A 23624-nucleotide genomic window follows, 5' to 3' on the forward strand; every position below is an offset into this window, starting at 1 on the left:
CCGCCCTCCGCGCTCGACGCGGAACGGAGGGATAACTTGAAGATTTCGAGCCGTACGGAATACGGACTCCGGGCCATGGTGGCGCTTGCCAGAATGGCGGGGCATGAGCGGCCCGTGCCGCTCCGGGCCATTGCAGAGGCAGAATCCATCCCGGAGCCGTTCCTAGATCAGATCATGGCGAAGTTGCGCCGGGCGAATCTGGTGACCAGTGTTCGCGGCGTGAATGGTGGGTATCATCTGAGTCGGCCGGCGGAGGAGATCTCGGTTGGAGAGCTCGTTCGGGTGCTGGAAGGGTCGCTCGCGCCCATCGCTTGTGTCGACGACGCCGCCCCCGACAGCGCGTCCTGCGATTTGTACGCTGGCTGCCATGCGAGGAGCGTGTGGGTGCGGGTGACCAAGGCCATCGCGCGAGCGCTGGACCAGCTTTCGCTCGCCGACGTCATGCACGACGATGTGCCGCTTCAGGTGTAGAAGCGGCACATCGTCGTTTCTGCGTTTAATTCGTAAACCCGAGATCGAGTTTGGGCAACTGCTGGATTTGTTCGACGGCCTTGTCTCGCTCGTGGCACGCGTCCAGATATGCAAGGTAAACCTGTTTGATGGACGGGTGTTTGTGGAGGATAACAGGATCGACCAGCAAGTGGTGTTCGTCTGCGTCATACGAAATGTGGTTGCTGGGATTGTATCCGCAGTCGCGCATTTCGTTGAGCAACGCCGCCAGCGTGTCCTTCACCCGGAAATGGGCATTGGACCATGCGTCTGAGCGGTAGACCTCCATTTCCGCAGCCCCCCTTCATGCCGTCTTCCCGTGTAAATAGGCCATCTTATCACCAGTATACTGCGCCGGACGGCAATCCGCCAGTTTTTCCATGGCACGAGGGGCAGGTCAAGAAGGTCGGTGCGCGACGGTCCGCCTTCACCGGGCGGTGCGCAGGCGGGTGTGCAAGACGCGCGGCACGAGAGGAGTGGGCGCCGCGCCGCCTTGTGCGCGTTCAGATGCTCCGGGGGATGAAGGTCTCAATGCCGACGACGACGACGGCCACCCAAAACAGCACCCAGAAAAAAGTCCGCAATGGAATGCGCCTCCTCTGCTTGTCATCGGACCAAACTACGGGTATTGTAGCAAATCGGATGGGCAAGTTCATCCCGCGCCCAGCCGGCGTGGGGTGAAGATGGTTCGGCACCCGGCGGCCTGCGCAGCCGAGCCGGGGATTGGGGGCATGTGCAATGGCCAAACGGAAACCCTTGAAACGGCGGGATGACGACGGGCTCGACAAGCCCGCCTATGCGCGGGGCGAATCCGCGCCGCAACGCCAGGAGGAACAAGATACGCCTAACCGTTCGACGGTGCAGTTGGAGGAGGCCCTCAAGGGCGACGTGGCGGAAAAGCTCCTCGCGCTGAGAGCCTCGCTGGAGCCGAAGGAATCGAACGAGGGGGCGCTTCGAAAACCTGAACGTCTTTCGGCAAGGAAGGCCGATGAAAGACGTGCGGAGGCGGACGTGGAGGAGGAGTTGTCCTTCGAAGAGCTGCTCAATCCGCGTGACGACAGTGAGTCCTTTGCGGCGCTGTTGGAGCAATCGAAGCTCGATTGGCGCTTCTTCAAGGGCGACGACTGAGAAGGGATTGTGACTCATGTTGGAGGCGTCTTACGTTTCGCTCGCCTCGGCCGCGTTTCGAGCCGCTCGCGCGGCGGGCGATCACATGATCAGGCGCTATCGGACCGAGTTGGTGGTGGAGACGAAATCGTCGCTGGCTGATGTGGTGACCGACGTCGATCGCGCCTGCGAGGAGGCGATCCGCCATACACTCTCCGACGCGTTTCCCCATCATCGCATTCTGGGGGAAGAGGGCGTCCGCCCCGGGCGGGAAGCGGCGGTCGAAGCCCTGGCGGACTGTCTCGACTGTCCGGACCTCTGGATTGTGGATCCGCTGGACGGCACCACGAATTTCGTCCACCAACTGCCCCTGAGCGTGGTCTCCATCGCGTATGCGCGCGACGGAGAGGTGCGCGTCGGCGTCGTCCTGGATCCGTATCGAGGCGAGTGGTTTTACGCGCTCCGCGGCCAAGGCGCGTATGCCGCGGGCCATCACGACGTGGAGGCGTGGCTCGCCGCGCCGTCCGAGGATTGGCCGGGCAAACGCATGCGCGTGTCCGGCGTGCGCGATTTGCGGCGCGCGGTCATGGCGACGGGGCTCCCCGTTCGGCACCGCGATCGAACGCGTGTGATGCAACGGGCCGCGGACGTGATCGCCGAAGTCAAGAGCCTGCGAACGCTTGGAGCGGCCGCGTTGCACCTGGCTTACGTGGCCGCCGGGCGCATCGATGTCTTCTGGGAGTTCGATCTCAACGCCTGGGACATTGCGGCCGGGGCGCTTTTGGTTCAGGAGGCGGGCGGTGTTATCCAGTCAATGGAAGGCGAGCCTTATTCGCTCCGCGTGCGGGACGTGTGCGCGGGGTCCGATGGCGAGATGCTCCGGGCGCTCGGGGCTCGTCTTGTATCGGAATAACCCAAGGCCATCAGTCGTGCCAAGGATGGGGATGAGGGGATGGACATCAAGGAGCGCGCGAGGGCGCGCGTCGAAGAGATAGGAGCGTTGCCGGTGTACCGCGATCGCCATCTGACGCTGCTCACGGACCTATATCAATTGACGATGATGTACGGCCACTTTCGGGCCGGCCGCCACGAGACCCGCGTGGTGTTTGACCTCTTCTACCGGAAGAATCCTTGCGGCAACGGCTACGTGATTGCGGCGGGCCTCGAACAGGTGGTGTGGTACATCCACAACCTCCGCTTTTCAGAGGACGATCTCGCCTATTTGCGGTCGCTCGGCATGTTCTCCGAGGACTTTCTTTCCTATTTGCGCCATTTTAGATTCCGCGGCGACGTGTACGCGGTCCCGGAGGGCACGGTGGTCTTTCCGAACGAGCCGCTGTTGCGCGTGGAGGGGCCTATCGCGGAGGTTCAGCTGATTGAGTCGGCGGTCCTCGCGTTCATCAACCATCAGAGCCTCATCGCGACGAAGGCGCGGCGGATCGTCGAGGCGGCGAGGACGAACGTCAGGCACCCTGGGAGCACCGTGATTGAGATGGGGCTGAGGCGGTCGCAGAATGCGGACGCGGCCATTTTCGGCGCGCGCGCGGCGTTCATCGGGGGCTGCGTGGCGACGAGCAACGTGCTGGCGGCGCAGGCCTACGATATCCCGGTGGCGGGCACACAGGCGCACAGTTGGATTCAGAGCTTCCCCAGCGAGTACGAGGCGTTTCAGGCGTACCGCGCCGCATTCCCGGACAACACCGTCCTGCTCGTCGACACGTACGACGTATTGAGGAGCGGCGTTCCAAACGCCATCCGCGTCGGTCTGGAGATGAAGGCGGCGGGTCAATCCCTCAAGGCCATTCGAATTGACAGCGGCGATCTTGCGTATTTGTCCAAGCGAGCGCGCCAGATGTTGAACGACGCAGGGCTTGCGGATGTGCAGATCATCGCGTCGAGCGATCTCGACGAGTACACCATTCGCGATCTTCTGACGCAAGGGGCCGAGATCGACGCCTGGGGCGTGGGCACGCGGCTCATCACGAGCGAAGACTGTCCGTCGCTCGGCTGCGTGTACAAGCTCGTCGCGCAGCAGTTTGGCGATCGCATGGAGCCGAGGATCAAGATCTCAGAAAACCCCAATAAGATCACAAACCCTGGGAAGAAGAAGGTGCTGCGCTTGTACGTGAACGGATCGGCCACGGCGGACCTCATCGCGCTCGACGAAGAGGTGTACGATCCGGCCGAACCGCTCGAACTGTTCCATCCGATTCACACATACAAGCGCAAAGTGGTGCAGAACTACGAGGTGGAGGAACTGCTTCGCCCGGTCTTTGTCGGCGGCGAGCTGGTCTACGAGCTCCCGACGGTGCAGGAGATCCAGGCGCGCGTGGAGGAGCAGCTCTCCGCGTTCTCGTCGGAGGTCAGGCGACATCTGAATCCGCACGAGTACCACGTGGACCTGTCCAAACCGCTCTGGGATTTGAAGCAGCGGCTGTTGCACGAGTGGCGGCGGTAGGAAACGCGAAACGCGTCAAGCGTGCCCTGCGCCGGGCGTTCGGGTATCATGGAGACGAGGGGGCGAGCGTATGGAGGTCGTCAAAATTACGCCGCGCGGCTACTGTTACGGCGTGGTCGATGCGATGGTGATCGCCAAGCGGGCGGCCGAAGACAAGCGCCTGCCGCGGCCCATCTACATCCTGGGCATGATTGTACACAACCAGCATGTGGTGGACGCGTTTGCGCGCGAAGGCGTGATCACCTTGGACGGCGCGGATCGCCTGTCGCTGCTCGAGAAGATTGATCATGGGACGGTGATCTTCACCGCGCACGGCGTGTCCCCAGAAGTCAAGCGGAGGGCGCGGGAGAAGGGCCTGACGGTGCTCGACGCGACTTGCCCAGACGTCAACCGAACGCACGAGCTAATCCGGGAAAAAGTCGCGCAAGGGTACGAAATTGTCTACATTGGGCGGCGGGGTCATCCCGAACCGGAAGGAGCGATGGGGGTCGCGCCAGGGCACGTGCACCTCGTGGAAAACAAGGAAGACATTGAAGCGCTGTCGCTTCAGACGGATCGGATTGTGGTGACCAATCAGACCACCATGAGCCAGTGGGACACGCGCGAGCTCACGGAGATGGTGTGCCGCAAATACCCCACGGCCGAGGTGCACAACGAGATCTGCCTTGCGACGCAGTTGCGACAACAGGCGGTTGCGGAACAGGCAGGACAGGCCGACGTGTGCATTGTCGTCGGGGATCCACGCAGCAACAACTCCAACCGCTTGGCCCAGGTCGCGGAGGAGATTGCTGGGGTGAAGGCGTACCGCGTGGCGGACGTGACCGAGATCAACCCCGAGTGGCTGATGAACGCCAAGCGGGTAGCGGTGACCTCCGGTGCGAGTACGCCGACCGCCGTGACGAAAGAAGTCGTGGACTATCTGGAACAGTTCGATCCGGCCGATCCCTCGACGCATCGTCCGAAGCGCACGCTCGACCCGAATCGCATTCTGCCTGTGTTGCGAAACGAACGCGTTCGCCAGGGCGTGGAGCGGGAGGCGACATGACCCGTTGGCTTTGGGGAGTGGCGGTGGCGTGCCTGGTCGTGTCGATAGGGCTGTGGGCGTGGCGGCTGCGCGTGCCGAAAGGTGCGCGCGGCCGTGGATTTCTCACGTTCTTCACATGGCTTTGCTGGTTGGGGTTTTTGTCGCTCGCCGGCTACGGCGTGGGATTTGTGGCTGGGGATCGCGGTATCAACCTGCTTCACGTCCTGCACATTTCCCGCTAGTGTCGAGTATGGGCGAGGGGAAGCGGTGGGCGTGTCGGAAAACGTATCATGCGGTGTGCAGTTTTTTTCGGCGATGTGTGAAGGAGCTCAAAGGTTCGTTGGGCGCAATTTCGGGATAGCGCTTTCATTTCGACAAGAATCGAAAAAAATTTTGCGCAAAGGGAATCTCGAGGTTCGACAAACGGACACAGGGTGATATAATAGCTCCGAGGCGGCGCGGAATTGAAAGAAAACTTTACATATTTAAAATGGGAGGTGAATTGGGAGGAATTGCACGACGGCGTGCGAGAGGTTCGTCGCGCAGGGCGCAAAGGCATGGCTCAAGGTGTTTGAAATGGGACTTTTGCATCGAATTTTCACATTTGATCAACAAAATGCGCCATGCGTGGGACAAGAGCGGAGGATGAGCTGAGGAGCGCCGCAGAGATTTCGGAGCCTAGACATTACGACGTTAGGGGGATGCTTTTTGCAGCAAGGCAAACTTCGAAAACAACTCTCTCTGATGGATCTCACGTTCGTCGGATTGGGGTCCATTATCGGGTCCGGGTGGCTGTTCGCGTCCGCGAGAGTCGCTTCTACTGCAGGGCCCGGCGGAACGCTGAGCTGGCTCATCGGCGCAATTGCGGTCATCCTGTTGGGCCTGGTCTACGCGGAATTGGGCGGTTCCATTCCGCGCGCGGGCGGTTCCGTGCGCTACCCGCTGTATTCGCACGGGCCCCTCATTGGGTATTTGCTCGGGTTTGCGTCGCTCGTCGCGTTTTCCAGCGTTGCAGGCATTGAGGTGGAGGCAGCTCGCCAGTACGCGACGGCCTGGTGGCCTCAGCTCACCCAGCCTCAGAGCAGCAATCCGACAGTGCTCGGATGGTTTGTGCAGTTGGCGCTTCTCGCGATCTTCTTCGCCATCAACTACTTCGGCGTCAAGCTTTTCGGGAAGACGAACACCATCATCACGGCGTTCAAGTTTATTGTGCCGGTCATCACGGTCATCACCCTCCTCACGCAGTTCAAGGGCGTGAACTTCCATTCGCACGGTTTTGCGCCGTTCGGATTCTCGGGCATTGAGGCGGCGGTTTCCACGTCCGGTATCATCTTTGCGTATCTCGGGTTCCAGCAGTCGGTGGGCTTTGCGTCCGAAGCTCGCCGTCCGCAACGCGACGTCCCCATGGCGATTATCCTGGCCGTCGTGTTGTCGGCCGCCCTCTACGAGCTGTTGCAAATCGCGTTCCTCGGCGCTGTGCCTGCGGATAAGATTGCGCAGGGCTGGGCGAATGTCGACAACGTGTTCAAGCTGCCGTTCCATGACATTGCGGTGGTCCTTGGCTTTACGTGGCTTGCGTGGCTCATCCTGTTTGACGCCTTCATCTCGCCCTCGGGCACGGCGAATATCTACCTGTCCGCAACCACGCGCGTCATCTTCGGTTGGGCGCGCAACCGGACGTTCTTCAAGGTCTTTGGCAGCGTCGACGAAAAGACGGGCGTTCCCCACGCTGCGCTGTGGTTGGCATTCGTCATGGCGATTTTCTGGACGCTCCCGTTCCCGTCTTGGGGCGCGATGGTCAACGTCGTCTCTGCCGCTACCGTTGTCACGTACGTCGTAGGTCCGGTTTCCGCGCACGCGTTTCGTCGGACGGCGCCGGATTTGGAGCGCCCGTTCATGCTGAAGGGTATGTCCGTGATTGGTCCGCTGTCCTTTATCGTCGCTTCGCTCATCGTGTACTGGACCGGCTGGAGCACGGATTCTTGGCTCCTCGGCTGCATGCTGGTGATGTTTGTGCTGTACGTCATCTTCCAGCGCTTCGTGCCGAAGGACGTGGTGAGCTTTGGCGATCAGCTGCGCGCCAGCTGGTGGCTCGTGGCGTACTTCGTCGTCATGATTTTGCTCTCCTATCTCGGGACGTTCGGAGGAATCAAAGCCATTCCGTCTCCTTGGGATCAAATCATCGTCGTGGTGGTGTCTATCGCGCTCTACTACTGGGGCGTGAACTCGGCGCTGCCGAAGCCGGTGTTTGACGATGATCAGGTCGCGGAAGAGGACATCAATGCGGCTGTGATTTAAGACAGATCTGTGGGCTCGGCCGATCTTTGTATCGGTCGAGCTTTTTTTGCTGCGCTCAGGCGGCGAGCATGGATCTGGCGCAGTACAATGGGAGATGTCGTTCAGTCAGGTAGGAGGGGTCACATCATGGAGATCTTTGCACAGCGGAGAGCCCGACTCGCGAATTTGTGTGCGGAATGCGGCTGGAAGTACGTCGTCCTTACACATCCCGCCAATTGGCATTATTTCACGGGCGTTAGGCTGGAGGCGGGCGAGCGCCTGGCGTGTCTCGTCGTCTCGGACCATGGATCGGCAATTGCCATCGCGCATGAGATGTTCGCCGCTGGGGTCGAGCGGATGGGCGTCCCATTTGAGCTGTGGCGCGACGGGGAAAACGCGCACGCGCGCCTTGCGGACCGACTTGCCGAGGGCTCGAGGGTGGGGGTCGACGGCGGTCTCCCTGCTCACCATTTGATTCCTCTGATGAGGGAGGCACGCCATTGTTCATTTGACTTGGCCGATATCGCCATCGCGAGCCTGCGGATTCGGAAGGACGCGCGCGAGATCGAGCTCCTCTTGGAGGCTTCGCGGCGGGCGGATCGAGCGGTCGATCTCGTCCGAGCTCACATCCGGCCCGGGGTCTCGGAACTCGAACTGGCGGACACACTTGCGCGCATCTGGCGGGAGGTGGGCAGTCCCGGCATGTCGTTTCCGCCCATCGTGGCGGCGGGAGAAAGTGGAGCGGAACCGCATCACGAGCCCGGCGCTCGGCGCATCTCGCCTGGAGACGTCGTCATTGTGGATACGGGGGGCTTCTGTGAGGGCTACGTGAGCGACATCACGCGAACGTTCATCCTCGGCCAACCTTCGGCGGAGTTCGTTAAGGTGTACGATGCGGTGTTGCGGGCCAATCTCGCAGCCATCGCGGCCGTGAGGCCGGGTGTGAAGTTCTGTGAGATCGATCGCGCCGCACGGCGTGTGATCGAAGAGGCGGGATTCGGCGCCTACTTCGCGCATCGCACCGGGCATGGGGTCGGCCTCGATATTCACGAGCCGCCGTTTGTGGACGCGTCGAACCACGCCGAGGTGGAACCAGGGATGGCCTTCAGCATCGAGCCAGGGGTGTACTTGCCAGGGAAGTTCGGTGTTCGCATTGAAGATCTAGTCGTCGCCACGGAGGACGGAGCGCTCGTGCTGAATCGGGCTCCGAAACGTCTGGAGGATGTGATACTTTCGGTGGAGGTGTGAAGGTGTGAGGGAGGCGTGAGCGGCTTCACGCCTCGTCCGTTTCTTCTAACTGTGCAATGGGCACGGCTGCTGTCTCACCCGTCATCTGCCGGATACCCCAGGCCATGACCCCTTCGATGGCGGTGACCGTGAGGCGGTCGTACTCCTCGGCGATGCGGTATGTGCGCCCAATCTCGATGTGAACGTCATCTTTAATTTCGTAACTCTTCGCGAGGTACCAGCGGGTCATATAGATTTCGTATTCGCTCCAGTTTTCACGCTCATAGGCCTCGCGGCCTTTTCGCTGCAGTTCAGCCATCTCCCGCCGCAGTTCTTCCTTCGACATCTCGCTGTACAGCATCGCGTCATCACTCTTTCACGCATCGGCTTGCAAGTCTCCGCGAACGAACAGGTGCAGCGTGTCTCCCGTCATTATAGCCGCTGTGACGTGAAGTCGGTAGCGCTTTGTGCCGACAGGGACGGTTTGGACGTTGAGCACGGCCGACGGCATGTACGGGTTGTCGTAAAGCAGTTGCATCGGCTTTCCCAGCAGAAAGGAGAGGCTCGCGAGGGTCTGACGGCGGATGGCCGTCTGGACCTCGGGTGGCGTGTTCGGAGGGCACTCGACGAGAATGCGCCGAAGCGCGCGCTTGCCGGGTTCCGATTGTTCTGCGATGAGGAACTGGTTTTCCGTCTCCAACTGATCAATCGCCTGTCGCAAACTGTCGACCTCCATGTGCATGCGATGCAGGTCGCGCGCGCTGTACACCGTAGCCGCGAGGAGCCCTGTGAGAAACGACAGTGCGGCGATCGCGGCGGTGGATCGAACGCGGCTCATGACGAAGATCGCCCCTCCGTGAGCCATTGGATCACGATGTACCCCACGTGGCAGCCGAGAAAGGCTGCGAACAGGTAGATGAGCTGGCGGACCATGGGGCCGATGTGCAGGCCGAACACGCCGCGATCGATCACGCGGAGGACGTCCATCGAACCGCCGAGCGCCGCCACGATGGCCCACACCTTCAAATCGGAGGCGAGCGTGTTCATGGCCGCCTGCGGATCGTGATGCGTGAGAAGTGCCGCGAGTCCGCCGAACAGCGCCCCGCCGATGACGAGCCCCATCGAGACGAGGAAGTCGAGCACACAGTTTTCAGCGATGCTGTTCCACAAGTCCAATCGCCTCCGTGGACGAGGCTTTGCTTCATCTTACGCGGCGCGCGCATCGCGCATGTGCAAAACCCTCGGGTTTCGGCGCACCACGAGAGGTGTTATGATCGAGAGACAGGACATTTCAGGAACGGGGGCGCGTGGATGGATCGAATCGCGCCAGAGCGAATCGACAGGGGCACGGGGCGCGAGGTTGGCCTGGCGGACGCCCTGCGCACCTGGCAGGCGCGGGCGCTCGATCTCGCGCGGATGATCGTGGAGAAGGGCGACGTGGTGGCCGTGGCGCATGGGGAGCGGATGACAGGGCGGGAGGTCGCGCTGTGGCTCCGCCAGGTGGCGCAAGGGGGAGCGGCGGGCTTTCTATCGGGTGAGGCCAGCTTCGTGGCGCGCTGGGTGCCCGCGTGGACCTCAGATGCGCTCTTCGCGCTTCGCTATCGCCTCATCTCGTATGCCACACGTGGCACGTTGGCCAAGGTGTATCCATCTCCAGCAGACGTCGATGCGCTGTTGATTCAGCTCGTGGACCGCGAACTGAGGCGGCGCATTGTGGACGTGGAACTGCGCACGCCATCTGGGAACGGATACAGCGTGATGTACCGGGGGGAGAAGGAATCGCTCGCTGCTTGGGCGCGGGCGCTCGTGAGGGCGCCGCGTTTCGTGGCGGATGGCTGGATCGTGAGCAGGGAGTGCGAGCGGGCTCTGGCAGGATCGGGGTGGGGGCGCCCGGATTTCGACGACGACAGCGGGCGGATCGCGTACGATCTCGCCTTTTCGCTCGAGCCCCCGGGCGATGATCTCGGTGGGGATTGGGCGCTTCGCTTTGAACTTCGCCATCGTTGGACTGGCGAGCGAATTCCGCTTTCGGCCTACTGGCAGTCCCCTTCCCGGGAAATGGCCGCAAACGGGGATGTGCTGGTGGCGCCAGAGCGCTTTTTCCTGCCGAAATTGCGCGAGGCGGCGCGGCTGTGTCCCGCCATTGCGCGGGCCATGCGCGCGCCTGCACCAGAGCGAGCCCTGCTCCACCCCGATGAGATGGCTCGGTTTGTGTCGCAGGAGCTTCCGGCGCTGCGCCGCGCATCGTTCGTCGTGGAGACGCCAGCGCTCGAGGAGGCGCGGGACATTCGCATCCGCGTTCGTCTTGAGCGCATGGACGGCGGCGCTTCGCGGCGCGGAGGCGGGCGGAGAGCGGAGGTCGTGCCGAGGTTCTCCGCGGATGTGGTCGCTCGATTCGATTGGTCCGTCGTGATCGACGATCACACGCTCACGCCGGAGGAGTTTCGAAGGATGGTGGAAAGGCAAACGCCGCTCGTGCAGGTGGATGGGGTCTGGCGCCTCGTGCCGCTGGCCGATCTGCTGCGCCAGGTCGAGGCGCTGCCGGAGCGCGGTGAAGCGGTGGGTCCCCTCGAGTGGATGCGCGCGCATGCCCTGACTGCACACGACGGGCCAGGGAAGATGGAGGTGGACCAGGAGGCGCCGCGCGCCGTACAGTGGATGGACGTGTGGGCGCTCGGCCGAGACGCGGAGCCGGAACCGCCGCCAGCTTCGCTTCGAGGAGCCTTGCGTCACTATCAGGAGCAGGGTTACGCGTGGCTCATCCATCTGAGAAAGCTCGGCATCGGCGGTTGCCTGGCGGACGACATGGGCCTCGGCAAGACGGTGCAGATGATCGCGTACTGGCTTCGGGTCAAGGAGCGGGGCGAGGCGTCGGGACCTCATCTCCTCGTCTGCCCGACTTCGCTGGTCGCGAACTGGAAGGCGGAGATTGAACGGTTTGCCCCTGATCTCTCGGTGTACGTGCATCACGGGCCCGCCCGGAATCTCGACCGTGCCTTTGCGGACCCTGTCGATCTCGTCATCACCACGTACGGGACGCTTCTTCGGGACGGCGAGGTGTTCCGCCGGCGGGCGTTCGACTGCGTCACCATCGACGAGGCGCAGGTGGTGAAAAACGCCTCGACGCAGCAGGCGCGAGCGCTTCGGGCGTTGACGAGTCGTCACCGCGTCGCGCTCACGGGCACGCCTGTGGAAAATCGGCTCGATGAGCTGTGGTCGCTCATGGATTTTTTAAATCCTGGCTACCTGGGATCGCTGCGCTGGTTTCGGACGACATTCGGTTCCATCGCGGAAGGGCGGGATTTGAGCGGCGTGCGCATGCGCCAGTTGCAGCTGCTGCTTCGTCCGGTGCTTCTGCGCCGCCGAAAGAGCGATCCGGCGATTGCGCCGGAGCTCCCGGAGAAGTGGGAAGTGGAGGAACGCGCGCTCCTGACGGCCGAGCAGGCCGCGATGTATCAGGCATTGGTGGATCAGATGTTCGCGCAGATCGCGCGTGGTCCGAGCGGCATCGCGCGAAGAGGCGCGATTCTGACCACGTTGCTCCGGCTCAAGCAGGTGTGCGATCACCCGGCGCTCATCTCGGGCGGGCGGCCATCTGCCAAGCGGAGTGGGAAACTGCGGAGCCTGTTGGATCTCCTGCGCGTGGTCGTGGACGGCGGGGAGGCCGCGCTTATCTTCACGCAGTTTCGAGAGATGGGCGAGATGTTGTGCGCAGCGGTGGAGGATGAGCTCGGATTTCGGCCGCCTTTCCTGCACGGCGGCATGTCCGCCAAGGCTCGGGGCGAGATCGTCGAGCAGTATCAGACCAAGCGAATGGCGTCGCCTGTGCTCGTCCTATCGCTGCGAGCAGGGGGCGTGGGGCTGAATCTCACGCGGGCCAATCACGTGTTTCACTACGATCGATGGTGGAATCCGGCGGTGGAAGATCAGGCGACGGACCGCGCGTACCGGATCGGCCAGTCGCGGGGCGTGGAGGTGCACAAGATGATCTGCGCCGGCACACTGGAGGAGCGAATTGACGAGATGCTGCGGGCGAAGCGGGCGCTGTCCGACGTGGTGAGCCGCGTGTCGGAGGACTGGGTGACGGAACTCGACGACGAGGCGCTGTATCAGTTGTTTGCGTTGAACCCGGTCGGCGTGATGGAGGAGGATGAGCCGTGAAGCGCGGTCCGTACGCGTCGCGCTGGGAGCTCGTGCTGGCCGAGGTGGATCCGTCTCACCTTCGCGCCGCCACGCGCCTGGCGATGTCGGGAGCGGTGCGCTCGAGAGCGTGGGACGGCGCTGGCTGGCGGGCGGTGGTGGAGCGGGGCGGCACGCGGCGCGCCTTCGACGTGTGGCTGCCCAAGCTCGCGGATTACGCGGGGCACGCGCGAGACGTGGCGCGCTGGCTCGCGATGCGCCCCGATTGGCTCGCGGCGCATTACGCGGGGGAGTGGGACGAGTCGTTTCTGGATTTTCTGTCCGCGCATCAGGTGGAGGTGGTGCCGACGGGCGAGACGGCGGCTCGGTTGCGAGCGCTGGCCACCTGCACCTGCGAGGAGATGGATCCGCTTTGTCCGCACGTCGTGGCGGTGCTCCTCGCATTCATCTGGGAAGCGGACACAACCCCGCTTGCGGCGTTTCGGCTGGTCGGGATCGAAGTGGACCAGTTGCTCGATCTCGTTCAGGAGGAGACGGCCGCGCTCGCGAGTGCCGCGGGGGCGTCAGGGCGCACCGATGTTTCTGAGGCGAGCGGGGGGCTTTGGGCGTGGAGCCCCGAGGAATGGTGCGAGGATGCGGCGGTTCGCCCGCTGGGGAGGATACGGCCCATCGTGAGGTGCGAGATTCGCCCATGAGGGCGGGTCTTTTCTTTTGTTCAAAAATGCGAACATATGTTTGCTTTCTGCTTGACTCGGGGTATAATGAGGGCATAGAACATTTGTTCGGTGGTGAGTGGGATGCGGTACAGTCTGTACGGCGAATGCGAAGGGCTGCTGGGCGAGGGCCAAGGCCCGTTTTTGGTCGAAGAAGATGGCAGGATCATCGATGTCTCTCGCACCGCAGCGCGGGCAGGGGTGCGGCTGGGAATGCCGGTACGGGAAGCTCTGGCGCTCATCCCGGGCTGCCGCGTGGAGTCGGCTACAGGCGAATCAACACCCTGGAGGCATTTGCGCCAAGTGCTGTGGTCGCATACGCCGTGGGTCGAAACGCATCCGGACGAGCGGCGGTTTTGGATCGAGCTCTCCGGACCGCGCGTCCCCCTCGCGGAACTCCGGCAGATGGCGCGCGACATCCGCCGGGGATTGACGGAGGAACAGCGGGTGGTGCTCGCGCTGGCCAAGACGCCGTGGCAGGCTCGTATGCTCCTCGCGTGGAGCCGGCAGGAGCGGGTGCCGGGGGCGCTGTACCGAAAACTGGGCGCTGAACCGCTGGTCGTGGCGCCGGATCTGCTGAACAGGGAGGATGAGGCCGTCTGGATGCGCGCGCCCATCGCGGCGTCGTGGTGGATTCCCGACGATGCCAAGGCTGAGCTCATCTCCCTGGGCGTCTTCCGACTGAAAGATCTGGCGGAAATCCCGGAGGACATGTTGTGTGCCCGCTTTGGAGAGCAGGCGCGGATCTGGCGGATGAAGGGTACGGAGAACAGAGGGCTTCGGCCGGATCGCCCGCCTGAGGCGTGGAGCGCCTCGTGGCGCGGAGACGCGGAAGGCGTGCCGCTCGAACAGGCGAAGATGCAAGTTCGCCTATGTCTGGAAAGCCTTTGTAGCCGCCTCGTGCGATTGGGGCTGGCCGTTCAAACCCTGTCCATCGCTTTGTGGACCGACGCGCGCGAGATTCGATGGGAAAAGCGGATTGCGAAGCCCACTCCTCAGCCGGACGCCTTATGGGCCCAGATGGCGTGGCCGGAAGAGATCCATCGGGCGCGGCGAATTTGGGGCGTCGAATTGTGCGCGACCGAGGTGGCGGAGCTTCGCCCGGTGCAGATGGGTCTGTTGGCGCAAGGGAAGGCGCTCGACGCCCTCGAGGCGCGGGATTCGGCGAACCGGCTCGAGCGGTTGAACGCGTGGGATGCGTGGATGTCGAAGTGGTCGAAGTTGCAGCGGGGCATGGCGGCGGATTTTCGCGAACGACGCCTGGCGCTGGTTCTCGCTGAGATGGCGCGTTGAGCCGCTTGGTGCGCAGGCCCTTGGCCGTGCTGCAATGGGAGGCGGATCTCCCGCGCTCGTTCATATACGAAGGCCAGAGACACCAGGTTCTATGGGTTCTCGATGAATGGTGGGAGATGGGCGACTGGTGGAAAGCCGGGCGGGATCGGCGAATGGTGCGCGTGTGGACGGATGTCGGCGCGTGCATGGATTTGGAATGCGAGGATGGGGTCTGGCGCGTGTATCGCGTTTGGGATTGAGGAGGGCGTGCGATGTTTGTCCATCTGCACTGTCATTCTCCCTATTCGTTTCTCGACGGGGCTTCCAGCATCGAGGCGCTGGTCGCGCAGGCGGCCGCGCAGGGCATGCCCGCGCTGGCCTTGACGGATCGCAATACCATCGCGGGGCAGCCCGAGTTTCATCGGTTGGCCGCCGCGTACGGTGTGAAGCCTATCGCGGGCGCGGAACTGACGATGGAGGACGGATCGCAGCTTGTGGTTCTGGCGGAAGATGCGAAGGGGTTTCGTCACCTATGCGAGCTTCTCACGCGCATGCACGTGGAGGCTCGGGATCGCGCGGATCCCAGGCTGCGGGAAGCGGATCTGTTTGAGCGGAGCGAAGGGCTTCTCGTCCTGTCGGGAGGGCTGCGCGGGTTCGTCCAGCGGGCCTTGGCGCGGCGCGCATACGGGGATGCCCAGAGGTTCGTGGAGCGATATCGGGATGTGTTCGGGGACCGGTTTTATCTCGAGTGGACGGCCGACGGACTCCCGGGCTGCGCGCGGCGCATGCGGGATTTGCTCCATCTCGCCGAGGCGACGGGCGTGCCCGCCGTCGCGGCGACCGATGTTCGCGCCGCCAGCCCGGAGGAAGTCGCGGTGCACGATGTGCTCACCTGCATTCGGGTGGGGTGCCATTTGCAGACGCCTCATCCCGAGCGCCCGTTTAACCGCCTGGGGTATTTGCACGATGAGGCCGAAGCAAGGCGCAGGTTCGCGCAAGATCCGCGAGCCATGGCGCGGACGGTCGAGATCGCCGAGCGGTGCTCCCCCGTATTTCCCGCGGAAGGGCCTCTGTTTCCCGAATACCGAGATGCGTCGGGCCGAGGCGGGGTGGAACTTCTTCAACAACTCGTGTGGCAAGGGGCGCGGGAGCGATACGGAAAGGTGAGTCCCGAACTTCAAATGCGACTGGAACACGAGCTCGCCATCATTCGCGATCTCGGCTATGCCGATTATTTTCTCGTCGTTTGGGACATCGTCCGATATGCGAGATCTCGCGGCATCCGCTGCGCGGGCCGCGGATCTGCGGCTGACTCCGTGGTCGCGTACTGCCTCTATCTGACGGAGGTGGACGCGCTGAACCGAAATCTGCTCTTTGAGCGATTTCTCTCGCGCGAGCGAGCGGAGCGGCCGGACATCGACATCGACTTTGCGAGCGATCGCCGGGACGAAGTCATCGACTACGTGTACCGGCGCTACGGGCGCGACCGGGTGGCTCGCGTAGCGACGTATCAGACATTTCGGGCGAGATCTGCCGTACGCGAGGTGGGGCGCGTGTTCGGGATCCCCGAAGAGCTCCTGGATACATTGGCCAAGCGGATCCCGTGGTCCACGCACGCCGATGAAATCGAAGAGGCGCTGGAACGGGTGCCCGAGTTGCGAGATTTTCAGCCTTATCGGCGCGCATTTCGATGGATGTTGGCCATCTCGCGCCAGATTGCGGGATTCCCTCGCCACTTCGGGACGCATACCGGCGGCATCGTCATGAGCGGGGAGCCGCTGATGAAGGTCACCAGCCTGCAGCCATCGGCCTCGGGGTGGCTCATCACGCCGTACGACAAGCGGCTCCTGGAAGACGTGGGCCTCGTGAAACTCGACCTCTTGTCCCTCCGAACCATGGCAGCCGTGGAAGGGGCGCTCCGCCTCGGGACGGCGCGCGCGGTCGACTATGATCGCATCCCCATGGACGATGAGGCCACGTTTGCCTCCATTCGCCGCGGAGACACCATCGGCGTCTTTCAGTTGGAGAGCCCTGCGCAGCGGGCGCTGCAGGTCCGGCTTGGCGCGGAATCCCTGGAGGACCTGGTGGCGAGCGTAGCGCTCATTCGCCCCGGCCCCATCCAGGGCAATATGGTCGATCCGTTCCTGGCTCGCCGGCGCGGACTGGAGCCTGTGAGTTACCTTCATCCGAAACTTGAACCTATCCTCGGCAAGACCTACGGCGTGGTGCTGTTCCAGGAGCAGGTCATTGAGATTGCCATCGCCATCGCGGGATTTACGCCGGGCGAGGCGGACGAACTCCGCCGCGTGATGAGCCATGCGCGCAGCCGCGCCGAAATGGAGCAAATTGGCGAGCGATTCGTCCAGAAGGCTGTGCGCCAGGGTGTGCCGCTCGAGACCGCGAAGACCCTCTTTTCCTACATCCGCGGCTACGCGAGTTACGGGTTTTGCGAAGCGCACGCGGCGGCATTTGCCACCACGGCCTACAAGACGGCCTATCTCATCGAACATCATCCCGCGAGTTTCTTCGCGGCGGTGTTGAATCAATTGCCCATGGGGTATTATCCGGCGCACGTGATCTGCGCGGAAGCTCGAAGGCGCGGCGTTCGCATTCTGCCTGTCGACATCCAGGAGAGCGACTGGGACGCGAGTGTTCCCGAACCGGACGCCATACGCCTCGGATTTCGGCTCATCCGTTCATTCTCGGAGTCCGTGGCGCGCGCACTCGTCGAAGAGCGGCAGGCTTCTGGCCCCTTTCGAAGCCTTGCCGACGCGGTGATGCGCCTGCCCCAGGCGGACGCCCTTCATTTCGAGCGCCTGATCCGCGCAGGCGCATTCGATCGCGTCGAAACCCGGGATCGCCGAGAGCTTCTGTGGCAGCTTCCAAGGTGGCTCGCGCTTCGCAAGGAGCGAGATCTGGCGCTTTTCGACACCATGGCCGCGCCAGACCAAGCGGAGGGCGCGGTTCGCCTCTCACAAAGCATGCCGCCCATGAGCTTGGCCGAGCGCATTGCCGACGAGTATTCGGTGCTGGGCGTCGGCGTGAGCGGACATTGGCTGTCGCTGTATCGGGAGGCATTGCGAGACGAGGGGTATTGTACGCTGGCGGAGGCGGGCGAGAAGCCGGAGGGTGCGAGGGTCATGGTGGCTGGGCTTTCGATCCGGCCGCACCGCCCCCCGACGAAAAGCGGAAAAACGGTCGTCTTCTTCACCTTGGAGGACGAGACGGGGCTCGCAGATGCCGTGATGTTTGAGACCGTGTACCGCCGCGAAGGGGCCGTGTTGTTCACGCCATTCGGGAGATGGATTGGCCTGTCGGGCTTCATCGAGCGGCGCGGAGGGCTCAAGGCGCAAATCCGCGTCGAGCACATCTGGACGCTCGCATCCGGCTGAAAGGCGCTTGGAACCGTCTGATTGGCTTACGATATTGAAACTCATACCATGGAAAACAGGAAGCGGTGGGCGCGTGCCGAATGGAAGATCCGTGAATTCCAACACGCGAGGTGAACCTCTTGCACACGCGCCCCTGCTTTTTTGCACATTCCGCCATCCGCCGATGGCTGCGCCTGCCTTTTCGCCGATGGCGCACGCTCGCGCTCACCTCCTTGTTCTCCGCTCTTCTCACAGGATGTGGCCTGTGGCCCGTCCCAGCCGAGCAGGGAGAGAAAACGCCGGCCCCCGTGAAGCTCTCGGACGGGCGGGCGCTTCTCTGGAGCGGTGACATCAAACAGCAGGCGCTCGCCATGATCCGCGCAAGCCGCCATCGGCTCTACGTGGACATCTATGAGTGTTCGGATCCGGATCTGCTGCACGCCCTGATCGCGGCCAGACGCCGCGGCGTCGAGGTTCGCGTGGTGCTCGACGCCACCGAGAAGCACTCGACGGCCGTCGCGCTGCCCACGCTCGCGAGGGCCGGCATCGACGTCGCGCCCATCCGCATCAAGCAGGGGATTGATCACGTCAAGATGATCATCGCGGATCGCGACGTCCTCATCGGCGGGATGAATTTCGGCGCCGACAGCTGGGCCAATCACGATGCGTCGGTGAATTTGCCCGGACGCGCCGACATCTTTCTCCCGATGTTCTTGTGGGACGCGGCGCGAGCCCACGGTGAGACTGCCGAAGCGCCGGAAGATCGGGCTCCGCTCATCGCGGACCGCGATATTGGTCCGTCTGTTCTCCGCGCGATTCGAGGCGCGCGGCGCGAGATCGACATGGAGGCCTTCAATCTGACGGACGAAGACGTGGTGAACGCCCTGCGCTGGGCCGTCGCGCGGGGCGTGTCGGTGAACATCCTCGTGGATCCGTCCCAGTCTCGCAATCGCACCGCCGTGGAGGCGTTGCGCCAAGCGGGCGCTTTGGTACGATATTACCGTCCCTACGGGGGCGAGTTGCTGCACGCCAAAATCTTGGACGTGGATCACGGCACTTTCTTCATCATCGGGAGTGCCAATTTCACGCACCAGGCGTTCACCTACAATCACGAGGCGGATGTGGAACTCATGCGCGTCCCGGCGTTTGCCGAGGCTTTCGAGTCGGATCTGCACCGTCAGATGGCGCGCGGGAGCTCTTATTTCATTCGCGAAAAGGTGGCATCATGGGACGAGTCCTGAAGATGTGGTCGCTCATCGAGCGCGCTGACTGGCGCGTCCTCCGCTGGTGCGAACGGCTCTGGGGGCGCTCGCCCGCGTTCGACGCGGCGATGATGGCAAGTGCGCTCTACACGCCCTTCGTGATGCTGGCGCTCATCGCTATCGCCGCTTCGGGCTGGCTCGGCCAAGCCCGCTCCGCGGCAGCTTTTTGGGCGGCGGCAGCCAGCGTGGCCGCGGCCGTGATGGTCCGCGTCGCGCATGAGCCCATTAGTCGCGCGGCTCGGCGGCCCCGCCCCTTTGAGGTGGAACCCATGCGAGTGCTGGTCGAACACGAGCCGGGCGAATCGTTCCCCAGCAACCACGCGGCTGGCGGCTTCGCGCTGGCTGTAGGCGGATGGCATCTCGGCGCGGTCGCCTACGTGATGCTGGCCCTCGCCATCTGGTTGGCGGTCGCGCGCATCTACTGTGGACTTCACTATCCGAGCGACGTGATCGCCGGCGCGGCGAGTGGAGCGGTGGCAGGATATGTGTGCAGTTTTCTCCAATGGACTTATCGCGAGCCGCTGATGCACGCGCTTCCGGGTATGGATCCTGGAGGGCGGTGAGGAATGAGATCCCTTCCGTGATGCAGACTACCTTTTGGACCATCGATGGATGGATGGAGGGAGTCTCGCATGCGCATTGTCCGACCGATTTGCGCTGTGGCCGTGGCCCTTTCCTCTCTCGCCGCGGCCACACTCGTCCAGGCCTCGTGCGCCGTGGTGTCGGCCCGCCCCATTCAGGTGACGTTGCGGGATGGCGGGATCGAACCGCGCGAAATCGATGTCACGCAGGGCGCCACGGTCGACATCGTCGTGCGCAACGCAGGAACGCAGATTCACAATTTCGTCGTTCCAGACTTTTACGTGTTCACGCAGAACTTGCAGCCGGGAGAAACGGTCAGGGTTTCGTTCGTGCCGGACAAAACGGGAAAGTTTCGCTACTACTCGGATCGGGACGGAATTCCGGAAGCAGGGATGGAGGGGACGATGAAGGTAGCATCTCAGCCGGGGTCGTCGCCGTGAGGTGACGCCGGGCGAAATCGGCGCTACAATAGGCGGGAAGGGGGCGAGAGCATGGAGATGAAAGTGGTGGGCAAGTGGCTCGGCCAGCGCCATTTCCAGGCTGACGGGCCATCCGGCAACACCATCTACATGGATGCCAAAAAGGAAGACGGAGGAACGGGACAAGGCAACCGCCCCATGGAACTCCTGCTCATGGGCGTCGTCGGATGTACCGGCATCGACATCGCCATGATTATGGAGAAGATGAGGGTTCCGCTACAGGGCCTCGAGATTGAAGCGGTGGGGGAGCGGCGAGAGGAGTATCCGCAGGCTTTCACTCGCATCCATCTGACGTACCATATGACGGGAGACGTCCCGCCAGCCAAGGCCTGGCGAGCCATTCGCCTTAGTGAACAGAAGTACTGTTCGGCGATTGGATCCCTAAAGGCTGAGGTCATCCCGCACCTCGTGCTCAATGGCCAGGAGGTGCCCCCGCTCGACGTCGTGGTGGACGGCCAGCCAGATTAACCTGGCGGCCATCCAAGTTGTCGCCCGCCTAATAGATGATAGTGCAGATGCGGCACTGTCTGCTGGCCGTGTCGGCCGATGTTGGCGACGAGGCGATACCCGTCTTCTGCGACGCCCGCATCTTCGGCGATGATCGGAATGACGCTGTGGAGATAGCCCAGCGTCTCGCGATCTTCCGGCTTCACCGCCTGCGCTGATTCGATGTGGCGCTTCGGAATGATGAGGATGTGCACGGGGGCCTGCGGGCGAATGTCGTGAAAGGCGAGGACGTGATCGTCCTCATACACTTTGTTGGCAGGAATATCGCCAGCAACTAATTGGCAGAAGAGGCATGAACTCACATCGTTCCCTCCTCGTCGGGCCTCATGACGATTATACAATGGCGCACCAACGCGTGCCCAATGGAATGCATCGCAGGAAGTACGAGAAGGGGTCCGAACGACAGGGGCGCGAGCTGGCCTCGCTTGTCATTCACAGGAGAGAAGAGGGATGGCAGATGGCGGTGATCGGATATTTCAACGGGCGGTGGATCGATCCGGCCGAGGCGTGCGTGCCGCTCGACGAGCGCGGCCACCAGTTTGGCGACGGCGTCTACGAAGTCATTCGGGCCTACGGCGGTCGGCCGTTCCTGCTCGATTGGCACGTGGAGCGGCTGTTTCAGAGCATGAAGGCGCTTCGCATCCGGCCGCCGTTTGATCCGGGAGCGTGCAAGGAGTTGATTCACGCGCTCATCGAGCGGAGCGGAGAATCGGAGGCGGCGATTTACCTGCAGGTCACCCGAGGATCGGCCGTGCGCAATCATCTGTTTCCCGAACCTTCGGTCGAAGCGAACGTTTCTGCGACGGTTCGGCCCGTGAAACTTGGCACCAGCGAAGCGAAGCCGGGACGGCTGCTCCTGCTTCCGGATGAGCGCTGGCTGAATCCGTGGATTAAGTCACTCAACCTGTTGCCCAACATCATGGCCAAGCAAACGGCGCACGACGCCGGGGCCGACGAGGCGCTCCTCGTGCGGGACGGCTATATGATCGAGGCCGCGAGCTCCAACGTGTGGTTCGTGGTGAACGGCGAACTCGTCACCGCCCCGGCGGATCGGTATATCTTGGCAGGTATTACGCGCCGGTTCGTGCTGGAGATGGCGCGCGATCTCGGCATTCCCGTCCGCGAAGAGAAGCTGCCGCGCGCGCGCCTGGCGGACGTGGATGCCATCTTCCTGACGGGGACGATGACCGAGGTGTACCCTATCGCGTCTGTGGTGGAACACCCGGACATTCCTTGTACCGTCATCTCGGCCGAACGTCCTCCGGTGCGAAACGTGGCTCCGGAGCAAGTTCACGAGGTTTGGACGGCGAGGGACCTCGGGCTCGTCGAGCGGCTCCGGGCTGCATTTGTGGAACGCGTGCGCGCATGGGCAGGTGCCATCGCCTGACTCAACGCCGCGAAGGAGCGTGGAAGGTTGCAGCGAAAGACGCTGTCTCTGCCCAAACTCGAGCGGCTCACGCCGACGCTCGAGTCGACGATGCTCAAAATCACCGAGGAGGTCGGGGAACTCGCTCAGGCCATCGGCAAGTTCCGCGGCCTCTCGGGCGAAGAGACGCGCATGCCGGACGAGGAAGTCGTCCGCGCCATCGTGACCGAACTCCTCGACGTCGCGCAGACCGCGACGTCCATGATGTTTGTCATCGAGGACCTGTACGGCATCGACATCGAGCGAGAGGTCGAGCGCCATATCGAGAAGCTTCGCCGCAAGGGTTATCTCTGAGCTGCAAAAAAGGGCACCTGCGATGGGTGCCCTGCACGGAGTGCCCGATGCGCTCTCACGCGCGGTCGAGGAGCAGGTCGATTTCCTCCTTGTACTTGCCTTCCGGCGTCTCGAGGATCTGCGGGATGCCCTTGAGCGCCGGATGGTGGACAATGCGCTTGAGCGCCTCCAGGCCAAGCGTCCCTTCGCCCACGTTGGCGTGCCGATCCTTGCGCGAGCCGAACGGATGTTTCGAGTCGTTGATGTGGACCACCTTCAGGCGATCCAGCCCGAGGACGCGATCGAACTCGGCCAAGAAGCCGTCGAAGTCGTTCACGACGTCGTAGCCGTAGCTGTAATTGTGGCACGTGTCGATGCAGACGCCGAGGCGGTCCTCGTGCTTGACGCGGCTGATGATGTCGGCGATTTCCTCAAGGCTGTTGCCGACTTTCGATCCGTCCCCCGCCATGGTCTCCAGGCATAGCCACAGCGACTCGTCTCCCGTGAGGATCTCGTTCAGCGCGTCGGCAATTTGCCGGATGGCAAACGATTCTCCCTCGCCGACGTGGGAGCCGGGGTGCATCACGATGTAGCGGAATCCCAAATACTCCACCCGTTCAATCTCCTCGCGCAATACATCCATGCCGTACTGCCGCGTCTCCGGCTTCGGGCTCGCCAGATTGACGAGGTACGACAGGTGCACGACGGGATCGTGAATGCCGTGTTCCCGCATCAAGGCGAGGCCCTCGTCCCGGTGAAACGTCTCGATGGGACGCGCCTTGCCGCCCCGATTGCTGCGGGTGTAAATCATAAACGTGTTGGCGCCGTACGAGATGGTCTCCTCCACGGCCGCCAAAAGCCCCGTCCCGGCGACGGAGACGTTTGCGCCGAGCAGGATGCCCTCGTAGCGATCTTCTTCGCGCATACTTCAACCCCCGTCCTACCATCTCGCCCTATCGTAACACACGAACTCGGCGCTGGCACGGGCGGCTGCGTACATACCTTGCCCCGGATGCG

The 23624-nt window shown here is 63.0% G+C and carries 25 protein-coding genes; 19 read left to right on the forward strand and 6 right to left on the reverse strand.

Translation table 11 applies throughout. The features are described 5' to 3' along the window. Nucleotides 1-36: 36 nt before the first annotated feature. Nucleotides 37-471, forward strand: a complete 435-nt coding sequence (locus AC27E8_RS13970) for an RrF2 family transcriptional regulator (protein WP_487099880.1) — start codon at nt 37-39, stop codon at nt 469-471. 25 nt (nt 472-496) lie between these two features. On the opposite strand, the gene AC27E8_RS13975 is transcribed toward AC27E8_RS13970, so the two are convergent. Next, nucleotides 497-778 (reverse strand): hypothetical protein, encoded by a 282-nt coding sequence (locus tag AC27E8_RS13975; protein WP_012810377.1) that lies wholly within the window; start codon nt 776-778, stop codon nt 497-499. 449 nt (nt 779-1227) lie between these two features. On the opposite strand from AC27E8_RS13975, the gene AC27E8_RS13980 reads away from it, so the two are divergent. From AC27E8_RS13980 to AC27E8_RS14010, 7 genes are all read left to right on the forward strand, one after another. Then, a complete protein-coding gene (locus tag AC27E8_RS13980; protein ID WP_487099882.1) occupies nt 1228-1617 on the forward strand; it encodes a DUF3886 domain-containing protein in 390 nt (129 codons plus the stop codon). A 16-nt stretch (nt 1618-1633) separates the two neighbouring features. Further along, nucleotides 1634-2509, forward strand: a complete 876-nt coding sequence (locus tag AC27E8_RS13985; protein ID WP_487099883.1) for an inositol monophosphatase family protein — start codon at nt 1634-1636, stop codon at nt 2507-2509. A gap of 39 nt (nt 2510-2548) precedes the next feature. Beyond that, nucleotides 2549-4054, forward strand: coding sequence for a nicotinate phosphoribosyltransferase (locus AC27E8_RS13990; RefSeq protein WP_014463861.1), 1506 nt, complete (start codon nt 2549-2551; stop codon nt 4052-4054). A 70-nt stretch (nt 4055-4124) separates the two neighbouring features. After that, complete coding sequence (locus AC27E8_RS13995) at nt 4125-5099, forward strand: 4-hydroxy-3-methylbut-2-enyl diphosphate reductase (RefSeq protein ID WP_014463862.1); 975 nt, start codon at nt 4125-4127, stop codon at nt 5097-5099. Next, nucleotides 5096-5320, forward strand: a complete 225-nt coding sequence (locus tag AC27E8_RS14000; protein WP_487099884.1) for a hypothetical protein — start codon at nt 5096-5098, stop codon at nt 5318-5320. The genes AC27E8_RS13995 and AC27E8_RS14000 overlap by 4 nt, the downstream gene beginning before the upstream one ends. A gap of 502 nt (nt 5321-5822) precedes the next feature. Continuing rightward, nucleotides 5823-7376 carry an APC family permease gene (locus AC27E8_RS14005; protein ID WP_014463866.1) on the forward strand — a complete coding sequence of 518 codons (1554 nt, stop codon included), beginning with the start codon at nt 5823-5825 and terminating at the stop codon, nt 7374-7376. Nucleotides 7377-7502: 126 nt separating this feature from the next. Next, entirely contained in the window at nt 7503-8603 is a 1101-nt protein-coding gene (locus tag AC27E8_RS14010; protein ID WP_487099885.1) for a M24 family metallopeptidase, read from the forward strand. A gap of 25 nt (nt 8604-8628) precedes the next feature. Here the strand turns inward: AC27E8_RS14010 and AC27E8_RS14015 are convergent, their stop codons facing one another. The 3 genes from AC27E8_RS14015 to AC27E8_RS14025 are packed head-to-tail and all read right to left on the reverse strand — an operon-like array spanning nt 8629 to nt 9752. Further along, nucleotides 8629-8943 (reverse strand): DUF1811 family protein, encoded by a 315-nt coding sequence (locus AC27E8_RS14015; protein ID WP_041695049.1) that lies wholly within the window; start codon nt 8941-8943, stop codon nt 8629-8631. A gap of 15 nt (nt 8944-8958) precedes the next feature. Then, nucleotides 8959-9420 (reverse strand): hypothetical protein, encoded by a 462-nt coding sequence (locus AC27E8_RS14020; RefSeq protein WP_014463869.1) that lies wholly within the window; start codon nt 9418-9420, stop codon nt 8959-8961. Further along, nucleotides 9417-9752, reverse strand: coding sequence for a YtrH family sporulation protein (locus AC27E8_RS14025; RefSeq protein WP_014463870.1), 336 nt, complete (start codon nt 9750-9752; stop codon nt 9417-9419). Before AC27E8_RS14025 ends, AC27E8_RS14020 begins: the two co-directional genes overlap by 4 nt. A 141-nt stretch (nt 9753-9893) precedes the next feature. Between AC27E8_RS14025 and AC27E8_RS14030 the strand changes: the two genes are divergently transcribed. The 9 genes from AC27E8_RS14030 to AC27E8_RS14070 all read left to right on the forward strand — a co-directional run bounded on the left by AC27E8_RS14030 (nt 9894) and on the right by AC27E8_RS14070 (nt 20869). Beyond that, complete coding sequence (locus tag AC27E8_RS14030) at nt 9894-12743, forward strand: DEAD/DEAH box helicase (RefSeq protein ID WP_487099886.1); 2850 nt, start codon at nt 9894-9896, stop codon at nt 12741-12743. Continuing rightward, nucleotides 12740-13417, forward strand: coding sequence for an SWIM zinc finger family protein (locus tag AC27E8_RS14035; RefSeq protein WP_487099887.1), 678 nt, complete (start codon nt 12740-12742; stop codon nt 13415-13417). Before AC27E8_RS14030 ends, AC27E8_RS14035 begins: the two co-directional genes overlap by 4 nt. Nucleotides 13418-13519: 102 nt before the next feature. Continuing rightward, complete coding sequence (locus AC27E8_RS14040) at nt 13520-14728, forward strand: Y-family DNA polymerase (protein WP_487099888.1); 1209 nt, start codon at nt 13520-13522, stop codon at nt 14726-14728. 26 nt (nt 14729-14754) lie between these two features. Further along, nucleotides 14755-14967 (forward strand): DUF6504 family protein, encoded by a 213-nt coding sequence (locus tag AC27E8_RS14045; RefSeq protein ID WP_487099974.1) that lies wholly within the window; start codon nt 14755-14757, stop codon nt 14965-14967. Between the two features lie 12 nt (nt 14968-14979). Beyond that, nucleotides 14980-18099, forward strand: coding sequence for a DNA polymerase III subunit alpha (locus tag AC27E8_RS14050; protein WP_487099889.1), 3120 nt, complete (start codon nt 14980-14982; stop codon nt 18097-18099). Nucleotides 18100-18218: 119 nt separating this feature from the next. Then, nucleotides 18219-19319 (forward strand): phospholipase D-like domain-containing protein, encoded by a 1101-nt coding sequence (locus tag AC27E8_RS14055; RefSeq protein WP_487099891.1) that lies wholly within the window; start codon nt 18219-18221, stop codon nt 19317-19319. Further along, a complete protein-coding gene (locus AC27E8_RS14060) occupies nt 19304-19903 on the forward strand; it encodes a phosphatase PAP2 family protein (protein ID WP_487099892.1) in 600 nt (199 codons plus the stop codon). Before AC27E8_RS14055 ends, AC27E8_RS14060 begins: the two co-directional genes overlap by 16 nt. A gap of 69 nt (nt 19904-19972) precedes the next feature. Further along, nucleotides 19973-20362, forward strand: a complete 390-nt coding sequence (locus AC27E8_RS14065; RefSeq protein WP_014463878.1) for a cupredoxin domain-containing protein — start codon at nt 19973-19975, stop codon at nt 20360-20362. A 51-nt stretch (nt 20363-20413) separates the two neighbouring features. Then, on the forward strand, nt 20414-20869 hold the full coding sequence (locus AC27E8_RS14070; protein ID WP_014463879.1) for an OsmC family protein: 456 nt from the start codon (nt 20414-20416) through the stop codon (nt 20867-20869). Here AC27E8_RS14070 and AC27E8_RS14075 read toward each other — a convergent pair. Then, nucleotides 20866-21210, reverse strand: a complete 345-nt coding sequence (locus tag AC27E8_RS14075; protein WP_041695053.1) for a histidine triad nucleotide-binding protein — start codon at nt 21208-21210, stop codon at nt 20866-20868. The two genes, AC27E8_RS14070 and AC27E8_RS14075, sit on opposite strands and share 4 nt — an antisense overlap. 155 nt (nt 21211-21365) lie before the next feature. Here AC27E8_RS14075 and AC27E8_RS14080 point away from each other — a divergent pair, with 155 nt between their 5' ends. Continuing rightward, nucleotides 21366-22295 (forward strand): aminotransferase class IV, encoded by a 930-nt coding sequence (locus AC27E8_RS14080; RefSeq protein WP_487099894.1) that lies wholly within the window; start codon nt 21366-21368, stop codon nt 22293-22295. 27 nt (nt 22296-22322) lie between these two features. Beyond that, a complete protein-coding gene (locus AC27E8_RS14085; protein ID WP_008340557.1) occupies nt 22323-22628 on the forward strand; it encodes a MazG-like family protein in 306 nt (101 codons plus the stop codon). Nucleotides 22629-22683: 55 nt separating this feature from the next. Here the strand turns inward: AC27E8_RS14085 and AC27E8_RS14090 are convergent, their stop codons facing one another. Then, nucleotides 22684-23532, reverse strand: a complete 849-nt coding sequence (locus tag AC27E8_RS14090; RefSeq protein WP_487099895.1) for a deoxyribonuclease IV — start codon at nt 23530-23532, stop codon at nt 22684-22686. Nucleotides 23533-23624: the final 92 nt, after the last annotated feature.

The sequence above is a fragment of the Alicyclobacillus sp. CIJ1 genome (assembly GCF_057538885.1).

Bases quoted from the DNA above. Each gene is read 5' to 3' on its own strand.
- AC27E8_RS13995 (WP_014463862.1), top strand. From the start codon at position 4,125: ATGGAGGTCGTCAAAATTACGCCGCGCGGCTACTGTTACGGCGTGGTC.
- AC27E8_RS13980 (WP_487099882.1), top strand. From the start codon at position 1,228: ATGGCCAAACGGAAACCCTTGAAACGGCGGGATGACGACGGGCTCGAC.
- AC27E8_RS14080 (WP_487099894.1), top strand. From the start codon at position 21,366: ATGGCGGTGATCGGATATTTCAACGGGCGGTGGATCGATCCGGCCGAG.
- AC27E8_RS14065 (WP_014463878.1), top strand. From the start codon at position 19,973: ATGCGCATTGTCCGACCGATTTGCGCTGTGGCCGTGGCCCTTTCCTCT.
- AC27E8_RS14090 (WP_487099895.1), bottom strand. From the start codon at position 23,532: ATGCGCGAAGAAGATCGCTACGAGGGCATCCTGCTCGGCGCAAACGTC.
- AC27E8_RS13985 (WP_487099883.1), top strand. From the start codon at position 1,634: ATGTTGGAGGCGTCTTACGTTTCGCTCGCCTCGGCCGCGTTTCGAGCC.
- AC27E8_RS14060 (WP_487099892.1), top strand. From the start codon at position 19,304: ATGGGACGAGTCCTGAAGATGTGGTCGCTCATCGAGCGCGCTGACTGG.
- AC27E8_RS14070 (WP_014463879.1), top strand. From the start codon at position 20,414: ATGGAGATGAAAGTGGTGGGCAAGTGGCTCGGCCAGCGCCATTTCCAG.
- AC27E8_RS13975 (WP_012810377.1), bottom strand. From the start codon at position 778: ATGGAGGTCTACCGCTCAGACGCATGGTCCAATGCCCATTTCCGGGTG.
- AC27E8_RS14000 (WP_487099884.1), top strand. From the start codon at position 5,096: ATGACCCGTTGGCTTTGGGGAGTGGCGGTGGCGTGCCTGGTCGTGTCG.
- AC27E8_RS14015 (WP_041695049.1), bottom strand. From the start codon at position 8,943: ATGCTGTACAGCGAGATGTCGAAGGAAGAACTGCGGCGGGAGATGGCT.
- AC27E8_RS14050 (WP_487099889.1), top strand. From the start codon at position 14,980: ATGTTTGTCCATCTGCACTGTCATTCTCCCTATTCGTTTCTCGACGGG.
- AC27E8_RS13990 (WP_014463861.1), top strand. From the start codon at position 2,549: ATGGACATCAAGGAGCGCGCGAGGGCGCGCGTCGAAGAGATAGGAGCG.
- AC27E8_RS14010 (WP_487099885.1), top strand. From the start codon at position 7,503: ATGGAGATCTTTGCACAGCGGAGAGCCCGACTCGCGAATTTGTGTGCG.
- AC27E8_RS14030 (WP_487099886.1), top strand. From the start codon at position 9,894: ATGGATCGAATCGCGCCAGAGCGAATCGACAGGGGCACGGGGCGCGAG.
- AC27E8_RS14020 (WP_014463869.1), bottom strand. From the start codon at position 9,420: ATGAGCCGCGTTCGATCCACCGCCGCGATCGCCGCACTGTCGTTTCTC.
- AC27E8_RS14040 (WP_487099888.1), top strand. From the start codon at position 13,520: ATGCGGTACAGTCTGTACGGCGAATGCGAAGGGCTGCTGGGCGAGGGC.
- AC27E8_RS14005 (WP_014463866.1), top strand. From the start codon at position 5,823: ATGGATCTCACGTTCGTCGGATTGGGGTCCATTATCGGGTCCGGGTGG.